The sequence below is a fragment of the Pseudomonas sp. GW821-FHT09H03 genome (assembly GCF_059415945.1).
Genome location: NZ_JBWKOF010000008.1, coordinates 1 through 14,940, shown reverse-complemented (window position 1 = coordinate 14,940; position 14,940 = coordinate 1). Strand labels below are relative to the sequence as shown.

At 58.3% G+C, this 14,940-nt stretch carries 13 protein-coding genes and 1 pseudogene; 12 read left to right on the top strand and 2 right to left on the bottom strand.

Annotation, left to right across the window (positions count from 1 at the left end; translation table 11 throughout):
* Nucleotides 1–195 precede the first annotated feature (195 nt).
* From AC07OG_RS12905 to AC07OG_RS12870, 8 genes are all read left to right on the top strand, one after another.
* Entirely contained in the window at nucleotides 196–1,821 is a 1,626-nt protein-coding gene (locus AC07OG_RS12905; protein WP_060542951.1) for an ABC transporter substrate-binding protein, read from the top strand.
* A gap of 302 nt (nucleotides 1,822–2,123) precedes the next feature.
* Complete coding sequence (locus AC07OG_RS12900) at nucleotides 2,124–3,725, top strand: ABC transporter substrate-binding protein (RefSeq protein WP_060542950.1); 1,602 nt, start codon at nucleotides 2,124–2,126, stop codon at nucleotides 3,723–3,725.
* Nucleotides 3,726–3,898: 173 nt separating this feature from the next.
* Nucleotides 3,899–5,332, top strand: coding sequence for an OprD family porin (locus tag AC07OG_RS12895; protein ID WP_218425626.1), 1,434 nt, complete (start codon nucleotides 3,899–3,901; stop codon nucleotides 5,330–5,332).
* A 79-nt stretch (nucleotides 5,333–5,411) separates the two neighbouring features.
* Nucleotides 5,412–7,007 carry an ABC transporter substrate-binding protein gene (locus AC07OG_RS12890; RefSeq protein ID WP_495067197.1) on the top strand — a complete coding sequence of 532 codons (1,596 nt, stop codon included), beginning with the start codon at nucleotides 5,412–5,414 and terminating at the stop codon, nucleotides 7,005–7,007.
* 72 nt (nucleotides 7,008–7,079) lie between these two features.
* Nucleotides 7,080–8,090: an ABC transporter permease subunit gene (locus tag AC07OG_RS12885; RefSeq protein WP_060542947.1), complete on the top strand. Its 1,011-nt coding sequence runs from the start codon at nucleotides 7,080–7,082 to the stop codon at nucleotides 8,088–8,090.
* A gap of 10 nt (nucleotides 8,091–8,100) precedes the next feature.
* Nucleotides 8,101–9,024 carry an ABC transporter permease subunit gene (locus AC07OG_RS12880; protein WP_495067196.1) on the top strand — a complete coding sequence of 308 codons (924 nt, stop codon included), beginning with the start codon at nucleotides 8,101–8,103 and terminating at the stop codon, nucleotides 9,022–9,024.
* 10 nt (nucleotides 9,025–9,034) lie between these two features.
* Nucleotides 9,035–10,003 carry an ABC transporter ATP-binding protein gene (locus AC07OG_RS12875; RefSeq protein WP_060542945.1) on the top strand — a complete coding sequence of 323 codons (969 nt, stop codon included), beginning with the start codon at nucleotides 9,035–9,037 and terminating at the stop codon, nucleotides 10,001–10,003.
* Entirely contained in the window at nucleotides 10,003–10,983 is a 981-nt protein-coding gene (locus AC07OG_RS12870) for a peptide ABC transporter ATP-binding protein (protein ID WP_218425629.1), read from the top strand. Before AC07OG_RS12875 ends, AC07OG_RS12870 begins: the two co-directional genes overlap by 1 nt.
* A 145-nt stretch (nucleotides 10,984–11,128) precedes the next feature.
* On the opposite strand, the gene AC07OG_RS12865 is transcribed toward AC07OG_RS12870, so the two are convergent.
* Nucleotides 11,129–11,563 carry a hypothetical protein gene (locus tag AC07OG_RS12865; RefSeq protein ID WP_495067195.1) on the bottom strand — a complete coding sequence of 145 codons (435 nt, stop codon included), beginning with the start codon at nucleotides 11,561–11,563 and terminating at the stop codon, nucleotides 11,129–11,131.
* A 390-nt stretch (nucleotides 11,564–11,953) separates the two neighbouring features.
* Entirely contained in the window at nucleotides 11,954–12,211 is a 258-nt protein-coding gene (locus tag AC07OG_RS12860; protein WP_060542943.1) for a hypothetical protein, read from the bottom strand.
* Between the two features lie 280 nt (nucleotides 12,212–12,491).
* Between AC07OG_RS12860 and AC07OG_RS12855 the strand changes: the two genes are divergently transcribed.
* The 4 genes and pseudogenes from AC07OG_RS12855 to AC07OG_RS12840 all read left to right on the top strand — a co-directional run.
* On the top strand, nucleotides 12,492–13,145 hold the full coding sequence (locus AC07OG_RS12855; protein ID WP_495067194.1) for an HD domain-containing protein: 654 nt from the start codon (nucleotides 12,492–12,494) through the stop codon (nucleotides 13,143–13,145).
* 819 nt (nucleotides 13,146–13,964) lie between these two features.
* Complete coding sequence (locus AC07OG_RS12850) at nucleotides 13,965–14,264, top strand: DUF6124 family protein (protein WP_495067193.1); 300 nt, start codon at nucleotides 13,965–13,967, stop codon at nucleotides 14,262–14,264.
* Between the two features lie 225 nt (nucleotides 14,265–14,489).
* Nucleotides 14,490–14,699, top strand: coding sequence for a hypothetical protein (locus AC07OG_RS12845; protein ID WP_495067192.1), 210 nt, complete (start codon nucleotides 14,490–14,492; stop codon nucleotides 14,697–14,699).
* A pseudogene (locus tag AC07OG_RS12840) lies at nucleotides 14,696–14,940 on the top strand (phospholipase); the annotation flags it as partial. The gene AC07OG_RS12845 and the pseudogene AC07OG_RS12840, both read left to right, overlap by 4 nt.

The window sequence follows — 14,940 nt, the reverse complement described above, 5'->3', positions numbered from 1 at the left end:
CCGCAAAAACGTCGCGCAAACGTTCAAATGCGTCAAAAATTATACATATGCGACATTAAGGTACGTTCGTGCCACCGTTTAAGGCTTGTAGTCACTCTGGATCTTGCATTGGGTATGGCCCCTGCATAAGTATCCGCAGGCACGACTCACGAGGTCGTCCTCTAATTCGAAAAATGACAACAATCTGAGGCCACCATGCTTAAACACGCGGTCATTCCGTTTTTAGTCGGCGCCAGCCTATTGGCCAGCGCACCTTTCGCTCAAGCTGCGACTAACCTGGTGTTCTGCTCCGAAGGGAGCCCGGCCGGTTTCGATCCAGGTCAATACACCACCGGAACCGACTTCGACGCCTCTGCAGAAACCATGTTCAACCGCTTGACCCAGTTCGAGCGCGGCGGCACCGCCGTGGTTCCTGGTCTGGCCACCAGCTGGGACATTTCCCCGGACGGGTTGACGTACACCTTCCACCTGCGCGAAGGCGTCAAGTTCCACACCACCTCGTACTTCAAGCCGACTCGTGAGTTCAACGCCGACGACGTGTTGTTCACCTTCAATCGAATGATCAACAAGGATGATCCGTTCCGTAAGGTGTACCCGACCGAATTCCCGTACTTCACCGACATGGGGATGGACACCAACATCACCAAGATCGATAAAGTCGACGACAAAACCGTCAAGTTCACCCTCAAGGAAGTTGATGCCGCGTTCATCCAGAACATGGCCATGAGCTTCGCTTCGGTGCAGTCCGCCGAGTACGCAGCCCAGCTGCTGAAAGAAGGCAAGGCCGCCGACATCAACCAGAAGCCGGTTGGCACTGGTCCGTTCGTGTTCAAGAGCTACCAGAAAGACTCCAACATCCGCTACACCGGGAACAAGGACTACTGGAAGCCTGAAGACGTGAAGATCGACAACCTGATCTTCGCCATCACCACCGACCCGTCGGTACGTATACAGAAGCTGAAGAAGAACGAGTGCCAGATCACTCTGTTCCCGCGTCCGGCTGACCTGAAGGCGCTGAAAGAAGACAAGGCCCTGAAAGTGCCTGACCAGGCTGGTTTCAACCTGGGTTACATCGCCTATAACGTGATGGACAAGGTCAAGGGCAGCAACGAGGCGAACCCGCTGGCCCAGCTGAAAGTGCGTCAGGCACTGGACATGGCCGTCAATAAACAGCAGATCATCGACTCGGTTTACCAGGGCGCGGGCCAACTGGCCGTAAACGCCATGCCGCCGACCCAGTGGTCCTACGACACCACCATCAAGGATGCCAAGTACGACCCTGAGAAAGCCAAAGAGCTGCTCAAGGAAGCTGGCGTCAAGGAAGGCACCGAAATCGTTCTGTGGGCGATGCCGGTGCAGCGTCCGTACAACCCGAACGCCAAACTGATGGCTGAAATGCTGCAGTCCGACTGGGCCAAAATCGGTCTCAAAGTGAAAATTGTCAGCTACGAATGGGGCGAGTACATCAAGCGCTCCAAGGGTGGCGAGAACCAGGCGATGATCATCGGCTGGAGCGGTGACAATGGTGACCCGGACAACTGGCTCAACGTGCTGTTCGGCTGCGACTCGCTGGAAGGCAATAACTTCTCCAAATGGTGCGACAAGAAATTTGACGGCATCGTCAAGGAAGCCAAGCGCACAACCGACCAGGCCAAGCGCACCGAACTGTACAAGCAGGCGCAACACGTCCTCAAAGATGCAGTTCCAATGACACCTATCGCTCACTCGACGGTGTTCCAGCCTATGCGCGACAACGTGCAGGACTTCAAGATCAGCCCGTTTGGCTTGAACTCCTTCTACGGCGTCAGCGTCAGCAAATAAGGTTATGCAACGGCGACGTTTTTGACGTCGCCGTTGCATATCTGCCGATAAAGCAGGAATTTGCCTACATCCCAATCCGCAACTGGCTACAGGCACCGGGTTAGCGATGTTTCTATTTCCTACAAGACTTTAGGACCTTTCGCATTTACTGCCGGACCCACGACTCATACCGTCGGGGTCTGACCAGCGACTGCGTGGGTCATCGGTCATTGCCGCGCGTATGGCTTGAGATCAGTGATGCCGCTACGTCCAGGGATGGGATGACGGCTCATTGCCAATCACTTAGAGAAAAAGGGAGCGTTATGCGCCATACCTTGATTTTATCCGCATTGCTGGGCACCGGCCTGTTGGCCACCGCCTCCATCAGCCAGGCCGCGAGCAACAGCCTGGTATTCTGCTCCGAAGGCAGCCCCGCCGGTTTCGACACGGCGCAGTACACCACGGCGACCGATAATGATGCCGCCGAGCCGCTATACAACCGCCTGGCAGAGTTTGAAAAAGGCGCGACCAACGTCGTACCGGGCCTGGCTACCAGCTGGGATATTTCCGAGGACGGCCTCAAGTACACCTTCCACCTGCGCGAAGGCGTGAAGTTTCACACAACCAAATACTTCACCCCGACCCGTGACTTCAACGCCGACGACGTGCTCTTCACCTTCAATCGCATGCTCGATCCGCAACAACCATTCCGCAAGGCTTATCCGACCGAGTTTCCGTACTTCAACGGCATGAGCCTGAACAAGAACATCGCCAAGGTCGAAAAAACCGGGCCATTGACCGTGGTCATGACGCTCAACAGCGTCGATGCCGCGTTCATCCAGAATATCGCCATGAGCTTCGCCGCCATCCTGTCCGCCGAATACGCCGACAAACTGCTGGCCGAGGGCAAGCCGAGCGACATCAACCAGAAACCGATCGGCACCGGGCCATTCGTGTTCAAGAGCTACCAGAAAGACTCGAACATCCGCTACACCGGCAACAAGCAGTACTGGGACCCGAGCCGGGTCAAGCTCGACAACCTGATTTTCGCCATCAACACCGACGCGTCGGTACGCGTACAGAAGCTCAAGGCCAACGAGTGCCAGATCACCCTGCATCCGCGCCCTGCCGACGTGACCGCGTTGAAAAGCGACCCGGCCCTGAAGCTCATCGAAAAGCCCGGCTTTAACCTTGGCTACATAGCCTACAACGTGCGCCACAAACCATTCGACCAGCTCGAAGTGCGCCAGGCGCTGGACATGGCGGTGAACAAGCAAGGCATTCTCAACGCCGTTTACCAGGGCGCGGGCCAATTGGCGGTCAATGCCATGCCGCCAACCCAATGGTCCTACGACGAGACCATCAAGGATGCCGCCTACAACCCGGAAAAAGCCCGGGAATTGCTCAAGGCCGCCGGCGTCAAGGAAGGCACCGAAATCACCCTCTGGGCCATGCCGGTTCAGCGTCCGTACAACCCCAACGCCAAGTTGATGGCCGAGATGCTCCAGGCCGACTGGGCGAAAATCGGCCTCAAGGTCAAGATCGTCAGCTACGAATGGGGCGAGTACATCAAGCGCACCAAGAATGGCGAGCATGATGTGAGCCTGATCGGCTGGACCGGGGACAACGGGGACCCGGACAACTGGCTGGGCACGCTGTACAGCTGCGATGCCATTGGCGGCAACAACTACTCCATGTGGTGTGATCCGGCTTACGACAAGCTGATCAAGCAGGCCAAGGTCGTCACCGACCGCGACCAGCGCACCGTGCTCTACAAACAGGCGCAGCAGTTGCTCAAGCAGCAAGTGCCGATCACGCCGGTCGCTCACTCGACGGTCAACCAGCCGTTGAGTGCCAAAATCGAAGGGTTCAAGGTGAGCCCGTTCGGTCGCAACGTGTTCTCGGGTGTCAGCCTGGAAAAATAACCGTTTTGTCAGAAATGCCGGGGGGCGAATTTTTCGCCCCCATGCAAGCGTATTGCCGTAATTCGCCAATTTGGCCAATAGCAAACGTTTGCAGTGCCATGCATGAGTTCTAAACCAAAAAGCCGGATCACAAGAAGAGACCGGAATACAAAAAGAAAGTGAGGAGCTTCACCATGAAACTGAGTAGCACCGCGTTATTGGCCTTGGCCATCAGCAGCATAACCGCCACGGCGTACGCAGAAACCCAGAGCCAGGAATTCACCCCGGTTACCGTCAAAGATAAAAGCGCCCAGAGCGAAGCGACCGGCTTCATCGAGGGGCAGTCGATCAGCGGCACTACCCGTAACTGGTACGCCAACGAACAACTCAAGCGCGGCGCCAAGTTTTCCTACAAGAAAGACGGCGTGTCGACCCCGACTGATCGCCGGATCAACTGGGTCCAGGGCACCATCGTCAAGTACAACTCGGGCTTCACCGAAGGCACCGTTGGTTTCAGCACTGAAGTGGCGGCCTACAACGCCATCGCCCTGGATCAGGACCGCAAGGATCTGGCATCCAACAATGGCGGCGCACCCGGCACTCGTCCAGGCGCCGGCAACAACCGTACGCTGACCAAAGAAGGCGGTGACGCCCAGGGCCAGTGGAGCAAACTGGGTCTGGCCAACGTCAAGGCCCGTGTGTCCAACAGCACCCTGACCGCCGGCCGCATGAACTTCAGCAGCCCGCAGGTCGACGTCATCGGCAACCGTGCGCTGCCTTCGAGCTTCCAGGGTGTGGCGCTTCACAGCGAAGAGCTGAACAACCTGGCCTTCGACCTGGCCACTTTCGATCGCAACTCACCGCGTACCGAAGAAAGCCTGAGCAAATTCCGCACTGAATACGCCAACGGCATCGTTGAAACCGATCACGTCAACACCGCCGGCATCACCTACACCCCACTCGCCAGCCTGACCACCAGCCTTTGGGCGACCCAGGCTGAAGACATCTGGAACCAGTACTACTTCGGCGCCACCCACGTACTCGGTGACAGCCAGGTGCTGAGCCTGACCACCGGCCTGAACTACTACAAGACTCAGGACACCGGCAAGGCCCTGATCGGCGACATCGACAACGACACCTACTCCCTGTCGTTCGGCCTGACCCACCTGGCCCACACCCTGACACTCTCCTACCAGCAAGTGAACGGTAACGAGTACTTCGACTACCTGCACGAAACCAACGGCATCTACCTGGCCAACTCCCTGCTCTCGGACTTCAACGGCCCGAACGAGAAATCCTTCCAGGTCGCCTACGGTTTGAACATGGCCGAATACGGCGTGCCAGGCCTGAAATTCAACATCTACCAGGCTCGCGGCTGGGGCATCGACGGTACGCACTACACCGGCAACGGCGGCGTGGCCGGCAAGGGTTACGACGGCATCCAGGCCCAGGATGGCGAACACCACTATGAATACGGTATCGGTGCGACCTACGCCGTACAGAGTGGCCCGCTCAAGGCCACCACTGTGCGCGCTACCTACACCGCCCACCGTGCCAGTGAAAACCAGAATGACGGCAGCATCAACGAGTTCCGTCTCGTGACCACGGTTCCGTTCAACATCCTGTAATGCACCGGTCGAACGGCTGATTCAGTGACGAATCGGCCGTTCGGCTTTTGTCCTTCTAACCGATTGCAGAGGGTTCTTGATGAAAATACTTCCCCTACGTGCGGCCCTCGCGGCTGCGTTGCTGAGTGTTGCGGTTGGCGTATCGGCCAAACCTTTGGTGGTCTGCACCGAAGCCAGTCCGGAAGGCTTCGACATGGTCCAGTACACGACTGCAGTCACCGCCGATGCGGTGGCCGAGACCATCTTCAATCGTTTGGTGGACTTCAAACCCGGCACCACTGATGTGATTCCGGCACTGGCCGAATCCTGGGACATCAGCGAGGACGGCCTGAGCTACACCTTTCACCTGCGCAAAGGCGTCAAGTTTCACACCACCGAATACTTCAAGCCGACCCGCGACATGAATGCCGACGACGTGGTCTGGAGCTTCCAGCGCCAGTTGGACCCGAATCATCCATGGCACAAACTGTCGAGCGTGGGCTTCCCGTACTTTGAAAGCATGGGCTTCAAGGAACTGCTCAAAAGCGTCGAGAAGGTCGACGACAACACGGTCAAATTCACCCTGACCCGTCGCGAGGCGCCGTTCCTGGCCGACATCGCCATGGCGTTCTCCTCGATCTACTCCGCCGAGTACGCCGACCAGCTGCTCAAGGCCAACAAGACCGGCGACCTGAACAACAAGCCTGTCGGCACCGGCCCGTTCGTTTTCCAGCGTTACAACAAGGACGCCCAGGTTCGCTTCAAGGCCAACCCGGATTACTTCCGTGGCAAACCACCGGCTGATGCGCTGATCCTGGCCATCGCTACCGACAACAACGTGCGCCTGCAGAAACTCAAGGCCAATGAGTGCCAGATCGCGCTGTATCCGAAACCGGATGACATCCCGAGCATCAAGAAAGACCCGAACCTGAAGGTCGACGAGCTGAACGCGATGACCGTTTCGTACATCGGCATGAACACCACGCACAAGTACATGAGCGACGTGCGAGTGCGCAAAGCCATCGACATCGCCTTCGACAAGGAGGCCTACGTCAACGCACTGTTCGGCAAAGGCAATGCGACAGTGGCGGTGAACCCGTACCCGGACACCCTGCTGGGCTACAACCACAACCTGAAGAACCCGCCTCGCGATCTGGACAAGGCCCGCGCCCTGCTCAAGGAAGCCGGCGTTCCCGAGGGCACCACGTTCACCCTGTTCACCCGCAACGGTGGCGGCCCGACCAACCCCAACCCGATGCTTGGCGCGCAGATGATGCAGGCCGACCTGGCCAAGGTCGGCATCAAGATCGACATCCGCGTGATGGAATGGGGTGAAATGCTCAAGCGCGCGAAAAACGGTGAGCACGATATGGTTTCCGCCGGATGGGCGGGCGACAACGGCGACCCGGATAATTTCCTTACGCCTATGCTCAGTTGTGAAGCGGCGAAGAACGGAGAAAACTACGCGCGCTGGTGCAATGACAAGTTCCAGACGCTGATCGACCAGGCCCGGGAAAAAACCGATCCGGCCGAACGTGCAGCGCTTTACGAACAGGCTCAGGTTATTTTTAACCAGGACCAGCCATGGATCAGCATGGCACACACTAGAATGTTCACCGCAATGCGCAACAACGTAGAGGGCTACCACATTAGTCCACTCACCACTAATAACTTCGCCACCACCCAGGTGAAGTAGATAAGAAACTCCCGGCATGGCTGACCCAGGCATGCCGGGCACGCCTAACCGGCTGATGAGGTACACCACACGATGTTTAGTTTTATTGCCCGCCGACTGGGGTTACTGATCCCCACGTTCTTCGGCATCACCTTGCTGACTTTCGCGTTGATTCGCATGATCCCCGGCGACCCAGTGGAAGTCATGATGGGAGAACGCAGGGTTGACCCTGAAATGCACGCTCAGGCAATGGAACGCCTAGGTTTGAACAAACCCCTGTACGCCCAGTACCTGGACTACATCGGCAAGCTGGCCCAGGGCGATCTCGGTGAGTCCCTGCGTACCCGTGAAAGCGTGTGGAGCGAGTTCACTTCCCTGTTCCCCGCGACCCTGGAACTGTCCATGGCCGCCCTGTTGTTCGCCGGCATCCTGGGCCTTCTGGCCGGGGTGATCGCGGCACTCAAGCGAGGATCCCTGTTCGACCATGGGGTGATGGGCATCTCCCTGGCGGGATACTCGATGCCGATCTTCTGGTGGGGCCTGATCCTGATCATGTTCTTCTCGGTAAGCCTGGGATGGACTCCGGTTTCCGGGCGGATCGACCTGCTGTACGACATCGAGCCACGCACCGGCTTCATGCTCATCGATACGCTGCTGGCCGACGAGCCGGACGCCTTCTTCGACGCCCTGCACCACCTGATTCTGCCGGCCATTGTGCTCGGCACCATTCCGCTGGCAGTGATCGCGCGGATGACCCGTTCGTCGATGCTCGAAGTGCTGCGCGAGGACTACATCCGCACCGCCAAGGCCAAGGGCCTGTCGCCGGCACGCGTGGTGTTCGTTCACGGCCTGCGCAACGCACTGATCCCGGTACTCACCGTGGTCGGCCTGCAAGTCGGTACCCTGCTGGCCGGTGCGGTCCTGACTGAAACCATCTTCTCCTGGCCCGGCATCGGCAAATGGCTGATCGAAGCCATTGGCGCCCGGGACTATCCGGTTGTGCAGAACGGCATCCTGTTAATCGCCTGCCTGGTGATTGTGGTCAACTTCGTAGTGGACATCCTCTACGGCTTTGCCAACCCACGCATCCGTCATCAGCGCTGAGATCATGACCATGACCACTCCAGCTACAACTCCAAATCAAGCGGTAACAGTCGATCAAAGCCTGCTGTACCCGTCTCCGTACAAAGAATTCTGGCACGCGTTTTCCCGCAACAAGGGTGCCGTTGCCGGTCTGATGTTCATGTTGCTGGTGATTTTCTGCGCCATCTTCGCTCCATGGGTCGCGCCCCATGACCCGAGCGAGCAATACCGTGACTTCCTGCTGACCCCGCCAGCCTGGCTGGAAGGTGGGCAACTGCAGTTCCTGCTGGGCACCGACGAGCTGGGCCGTGACCTGCTGTCGCGCCTGATCCAGGGTTCGCGCCTGTCCTTGATGATCGGCCTGTCGTCGGTGGTGATGTCGCTGATCCCGGGCATCCTGCTGGGTCTGTTCGCCGGGTTCTTCCCGCGCCTGCTCGGCCCGAGCATCATGCGTCTGATGGACATCATGCTGGCCCTGCCGTCCCTGCTGCTGGCCGTGGCGATCGTCGCCATCCTCGGCCCTGGCCTGATCAACACCGTGATCGCGATCGCCGTGGTATCCCTGCCGTCCTACGTTCGTCTGACCCGCGCCGCGGTGATGGGCGAACTGAACCGCGACTACGTGACCGCCGCGCGCCTGGCCGGTGCCGGCCTGCCACGCCTGATGTTCGTCACCGTGCTGCCCAACTGCATGGCGCCGCTGATCGTTCAGGCTACCCTGAGCTTCTCCTCGGCGATTCTCGATGCCGCGGCACTGGGCTTCCTCGGCCTTGGCGTACAACCGCCAACCCCTGAGTGGGGCACCATGCTGGCTTCCGCTCGCGACTACATCGAACGCGCCTGGTGGGTCGTGAGCCTGCCTGGTTTGACCATTTTGCTCAGCGTGCTGGCAATCAACTTGATGGGTGACGGCCTGCGCGACGCGCTGGACCCGAAACTCAAGAACGCCGCCTGAGGAGATTCCAATGTCACTGTTAGAAATCAAGAATCTCAATGTGCGCTTCGGCGACAAGAACGCCACGCCAGTGGTCGACGGCCTCGACCTGAAAGTCGACAAGGGCGAAGTGCTGGCCATCGTTGGCGAGTCGGGTTCGGGTAAATCCGTGACCATGATGGCGCTGATGGGCTTGATCGAGCACCCAGGCATCGTCACCGCCGACTCCCTCAGCTTTGACGGCAAGGACATGCTCAAGCTGAGCAATCGTCAGCGTCGGCAGATCGTCGGCAAGGACCTGTCGATGGTCTTCCAGGACCCGATGACTGCGCTAAACCCAAGCTACACCGTCGGTTTCCAGATCGAAGAAGTGCTGCGCCTGCACCTGAAAATGTCCGGCAAGGCTGCGCGCAAACGCGCCATCGAACTGCTGGAAAAAGTTGAGATTCCGGGCGCGGCCAGTCGCATGGACGCCTACCCGCATCAACTGTCCGGCGGCATGAGCCAGCGCGTCGCGATCGCCATGGCGATTGCCGGCGAACCAAAGCTGCTGATCGCCGACGAACCGACCACTGCACTGGACGTAACCATTCAGGCGCAGATCATGGACCTGCTGCTGGCGTTGCAGAAAGAACAGAACATGGGCCTGGTGCTGATCACCCACGACCTTGCCGTCGTGGCGGAAACCGCCCAGCGCGTGTGCGTGATGTACGCAGGGCAAGCCGTAGAAGTCGGTCAGGTACCACAACTGTTCGACATTCCGGCGCACCCTTACAGCGAAGCACTGCTCAAGGCGATTCCGGAACACAGCCTGGGGGCCTCGCGTCTGTCGACCCTGCCGGGCATCGTTCCTGGTCGTTATGACCGTCCGCAAGGCTGCCTGCTGTCGCCGCGCTGCCCGTATGTGCAGGACAACTGCCGCGCGCAGCGTCCGACCCTTGACCCGAAAAGCAACAGCCTCGCCCGCTGCTTCTACCCGCTGAACCAGGAGGTGGCGTAATGGCCGTCGTACTTACCGCCCGCGACCTCACCCGTCATTACGAAGTGTCCCGTGGCATGTTCAAGGGGCACGCGACCGTACGCGCCCTCAACGGCGTGTCGTTCGAGCTGGAAGCCGGCAAGACCCTCGCCGTCGTGGGCGAGTCGGGTTGCGGCAAATCCACCCTGGCCCGAGCCCTGACGCTGATCGAAGAGCCGTCCTCCGGCTCCTTGAAAATCGCCGGGCAGGAAGTTTCCGGCGCAGACAAAGCCCAGCGCAAACAGCTGCGCAAAGACGTGCAGATGGTGTTCCAGAGCCCGTACGCCTCGTTGAACCCACGGCAGAAAGTCGGTGATCAGCTGGCCGAACCGCTGTTGATCAACACCAACCTGAGCGCCTCGGAACGTCGCGAAAAAGTGCAGGCGATGATGAAGCAAGTGGGTCTGCGCCCTGAGCATTATCAGCGTTATCCGCACATGTTCTCCGGCGGTCAGCGCCAGCGGATTGCCCTGGCGCGGGCGATGATGCTGCAACCGAAAGTGCTGGTGGCGGACGAACCGACCTCGGCCCTGGACGTGTCGATTCAGGCGCAGGTACTGAACCTGTTCATGGATCTGCAGCAAGAGTTCAACACCGCCTACGTGTTCATCTCCCACAACCTCGCGGTGGTGCAACACGTCGCCGATGACGTGATGGTGATGTACCTCGGCCGCCCGGTGGAAATGGGCCCGAAGAACGACATCTATGAGCGTCCGCTGCACCCGTACACCCAGGCGTTGCTGTCGGCCACCCCGACCATTCACCCGGACCCGAACAAGCCGAAGATCAAGATCGTCGGCGAATTGCCCAACCCGCTGAACCCGCCACCCGGCTGCGCTTTCCACAAGCGCTGCCCGTACGCGACCGAGCGCTGCAGCACTGAAGAGCCGGCCTTGCGCGCGCTCGACAACCGCCAGGTTGCTTGCCACTACGCCGAGCAGTTCCTCGACGGCGCGGCATAAAAAAATGTGGGAGCGGGCTTGCTCGCGAAGGCGTCATTTCAGTCAATATTACTACGACTGACAGACCGCCTTCGCGAGCAAGCCCGCTCCCACACTGCTCACCAGTCCTTTCTTCCTCGATTGCGCATCAATCGAGAGAGAGTGGTCATACCAAGTCAACTATATTAAAGCCGTCGAACTTAGCCTCCATATTAATTTCAGTTTCCTCGCCAAGCTCGCTGGAGACAAACTTGGCTTCAAGTGTGGCATGATGAAACTCAAAGCTGTATCTTTTAAAAACAATGTACCCGGAGGTCACTTTAAACCTTCTACCTTTGTCATCAGTGAAATCGCCTTGTGCATCTCGCGGACTATCAGTAGTACGAAGCACATAATGCCTGCCTATTTCAATGTGATTATCATAAACATCATTCACCATAAACCAAAATCTTTCGCCATTGTCCTTCCACCCTGCAAACTCAATAAAGCGATTTCTTTGACCACAATTAAATTCAACTTTCGTAGCAACGAAACCTCCTGTGGTATGCCCCACAGCTATTAACTGACCTTCTGTTATATTCTCAACACCTACAGCTTTCATGATTGATACCTTTATATTTATACTCAGAGATAAAATATCTAACTTGAGCGCATATTTGAAGGCATCACTCGGACAACCGTCTACTGTCACTTTTGACAGTTATTACGTTTCCATCAATTTTCCAGACAGACGGCAGCAATAGCTTTTCGTCATCCATATTGCCAGGCAGCCCTCAGGTGGCTGCCACTACGCCGAGCAATTTCTCGACGCGCGATATAACAACGGAGTGAAAAAACTGTAGGAGCGAGCGCGCTCGCGATGGCGGAGTGTCAGTCAGCATAAGGGGTACTGACGCGCCGCCATCGCGAGCAAGCTCGCTCCCACAGGGATCGTGTTACTCGGTCAGCCCCCTTCCAATCCCTCTGGAAGGGGTTTTATTTTTTCTGTGATTTACGTCTGGCTATCGCCTTCGTCGGGGTCATCGGAATCCGGTTCATCAGTGGTCGCGTCATCATTGCCCGCGCTGCCACCCTGCCCCATGTCGCCCGGCTCCGAGTCGGACGCGGCGATCATCAATTCACCCTGCCCAGCTTGAGCATTCGAAGCCTGGGTTTCATGCTTCTCGCACTCGGCCCACGCCGTAGCACTGCCGAGGGACAGCATCACCAACACCTTCAATACCAATAAAACACGTAGCAACCTGTTCATGGCCGAGTCCTTCCATTTGTGGAGTGTATGGCGCTGACTGAAATCTAGTTGCGATCAGCACGGTTCTCCAGATAGGACGCAAGCGAGCGGACGGAATGCCATTGGGCTGGAGACTGGTTTGCAATAAGGGTTATGCCGAAAAGATCGATATCTGTAGGAGCTGCCGAAGGCTGCGATCTTTTGATCTTTCTTCGGGAGCCCAGGTTTTGCATGCCACAATGACTCCTCGCAAGATTGGCCGACATGCGCGGCAAAGTACGTTCAGACCATAGGACACCGGATGACCACCAGCGCTTTCGCACCGATGCAATCACTCGCCGCTACCTTGCTGCCCCACGCCCTGGAACCCTCGGGAGACGGTGCTCACGACCTGTCGCACCTGCAGCGGGTATGGCACAACGTGCGCTTGATTCAGGCACAAGAAGGTGGCGATCTTGAAGTGCTGCTGGCCGGGGTGCTGTTGCATGATTGCGTGGCGGTGGAAAAGAACTCGCCGCTGCGTTCCCAGGCATCACAACTGGCGGCGCAGAAAGCGTCGAGGGTGTTAGCGGAGATGGCTTGGTCCGACAGCAAAATCGCAGCCGTCGCCCACGCCATTGAAGCCCACAGTTTTTCCGCCAACATCACTCCAACCTCGCTGGAAGCGAAAGTCATCCAGGACGCCGATCGCCTCGACTCCCTGGGCATGCTCGGAGTCGCCCGTACCTTTTACGTGGCCGGACGCATGGGCAGCGCTCTCTACGACCCGCAAGACCCCGAAGCAAACGACCGCGACTACGATGACACTCGCTTTTGCATAGACCATTTCCAGACCAAGCTGCTGCACTTGGCGGATGGTTTCCAGACCACTACGGGACAACGTTTGGCACATGTTCGCCATGATCGTTTGAAGGGGTTTCTGGAGCAGTTCAAGGAAGAGATCGGGATTGGCTGATTCACAGCGCAGACATTCTGACTAAACGCGGCGAATCCGGATCCTTCGCGAGCAGGCTCCCACAGTTGATCTACGCCAGACGCCAAATCCATCATCTGACGCCATACCCTGTAGGAGCGAGCAGGCTCGCGAAAAACCCGAGAGCGCCGAGGGCACCCGGAATGCCCGCGTCATCGTTAACCTCCTTCGTCGGAACGCCGACCAGAGCATGCTCGCTCCTACAGTTGATCAGCGCCAGGCGCAAAATTCGCGAACAGACACCGCCCCCCTGTAGGAGCGAGCACGCTCGCGAAAAACCTTGGCGCGCTGCGGGGTATCAGGGACCCAGCGTCATCGTTGACGACCATCGCCAGCAAGCCGGCTCCTACAGTTGTTCTTCGCCGGGCGCGAATTCCGTGAGCAGACCCGTTCACCTGTGTGTGGCTTGCCAGCGATGGCGGCCTGCACGCTCCCGCCACATGGGCAAATATCAGAGCGGTCTGTAGGACCAGAACCGTAACTACACCGCCTTGCGCCATTGCCTACAACTACGCCAGAATCCGCCGGCTTGTGCGCCTTGGACCCGGACTCTATCGTCGCCGGGTCGCTGAAAACTCAGCGATCGGGTTTCGCAGCCTGGGTCAATCAAGGCGCTCAGCGCCACCGTTTCCATTCAGTTGGCGCTTTTGTTTGCACACTGTAATGCGTCATGGCGGCTATGCGCGGGAGACCTCCGGTCTGCCGGGTTCCTTGATTCCCGGTCTGCGAACCTGCGTATGGCTGCCACCTTCTCCGCTTCGCAGCGAACCGTGGCAGCTCCATCAATCAAGGAGCTCCATCATGGTCAAACCCACCCCCAATCCCCCTGAATCCAATACCCTCAACCTCAAACCCGCCATTCTCAAGCCCAGCATCCCCCACAAGCCCAGCGCAATGTTCGTCATCGCCCCCAACATCGACACCGAAAGCCTCCTGGCCCACGCCTGCGAATCCCTGGCCTCGGCAAGCGTGATGGCCAGCGACTTCGCCACCTTCCTCGACGGCCCGCAGCGCAGCATGCTGCTGGGCATCCAGCAGGTGATCATGCTGGCGGACCTGGCCGTCAACCGCGCACTGGATAACGTCGCGCCGCTGGACTAAACGCTGAACCTTGTGGCGAGAGCCCCAGTGCCATCGCCACAAAACCCAGAGCCGAATAAATCCCTACAGATCAAGCACTGCAACTTTTTTGGACGCGTCCTACACACACCTCAGAAGCTTCCTATTTCAACTGTTCTCCAAATTTTCAATGCTTTCATCCCCCCAGGACCCGGGTGAAAGCTCTGCCTTTTCTGCCCGTCCCCCGCAGACAAGGAGTGACTGAGCATGAGCGATCCGCTGCGCACTTTTTACGACCACAGCCGCCATAAACTCAAGATCGACCAACTCGACACCCACCTCGACGTCCTCGCCAATCAGGGGCTGCATAACCACCCCTCGCAAACCGATACCAGTGTCAATCAGCCCGCTTCGCACACCGATCATCGCGGACAGTACGCCGCGCACATCGCCCCTCAAGGAGAGAAAACCCGATGACTCAATTTGAATGCGTGGTGCCCATCGCACTGCAGCACACCAACACGGCCACCTGCACAGCGCCCTGGTACGTGTGCAACACCGAATACCATCCGGTTGGCGCCACCTATCAGCCGTTGATCAACGGCGAAGAGGCGTTCAAGGCCGTGCACGAGGCCATCGCTGGGGCGAAAAAATCCGTCGATATCATCTGCTGGGGGTTTCAGCCGTCGATGTTTTTCATCCGCGACGGCAAGGCGCC

Excerpts from the sequence above, each read along its gene's own strand:
- AC07OG_RS12855 (WP_495067194.1), top strand. The coding sequence starts at position 12,492 with ATGACCACCAGCGCTTTCGCACCGATGCAATCACTCGCCGCTACCTTG.
- AC07OG_RS12870 (WP_218425629.1), top strand. The coding sequence starts at position 10,003 with ATGGCCGTCGTACTTACCGCCCGCGACCTCACCCGTCATTACGAAGTG.
- AC07OG_RS12895 (WP_218425626.1), top strand. The coding sequence starts at position 3,899 with ATGAAACTGAGTAGCACCGCGTTATTGGCCTTGGCCATCAGCAGCATA.
- AC07OG_RS12875 (WP_060542945.1), top strand. The coding sequence starts at position 9,035 with ATGTCACTGTTAGAAATCAAGAATCTCAATGTGCGCTTCGGCGACAAG.
- AC07OG_RS12860 (WP_060542943.1), bottom strand. The coding sequence starts at position 12,211 with ATGAACAGGTTGCTACGTGTTTTATTGGTATTGAAGGTGTTGGTGATG.
- AC07OG_RS12865 (WP_495067195.1), bottom strand. The coding sequence starts at position 11,563 with ATGAAAGCTGTAGGTGTTGAGAATATAACAGAAGGTCAGTTAATAGCT.
- AC07OG_RS12890 (WP_495067197.1), top strand. The coding sequence starts at position 5,412 with ATGAAAATACTTCCCCTACGTGCGGCCCTCGCGGCTGCGTTGCTGAGT.
- AC07OG_RS12900 (WP_060542950.1), top strand. The coding sequence starts at position 2,124 with ATGCGCCATACCTTGATTTTATCCGCATTGCTGGGCACCGGCCTGTTG.
- AC07OG_RS12845 (WP_495067192.1), top strand. The coding sequence starts at position 14,490 with ATGAGCGATCCGCTGCGCACTTTTTACGACCACAGCCGCCATAAACTC.
- AC07OG_RS12905 (WP_060542951.1), top strand. The coding sequence starts at position 196 with ATGCTTAAACACGCGGTCATTCCGTTTTTAGTCGGCGCCAGCCTATTG.
- AC07OG_RS12850 (WP_495067193.1), top strand. The coding sequence starts at position 13,965 with ATGGTCAAACCCACCCCCAATCCCCCTGAATCCAATACCCTCAACCTC.
- AC07OG_RS12885 (WP_060542947.1), top strand. The coding sequence starts at position 7,080 with ATGTTTAGTTTTATTGCCCGCCGACTGGGGTTACTGATCCCCACGTTC.
- AC07OG_RS12880 (WP_495067196.1), top strand. The coding sequence starts at position 8,101 with ATGACCACTCCAGCTACAACTCCAAATCAAGCGGTAACAGTCGATCAA.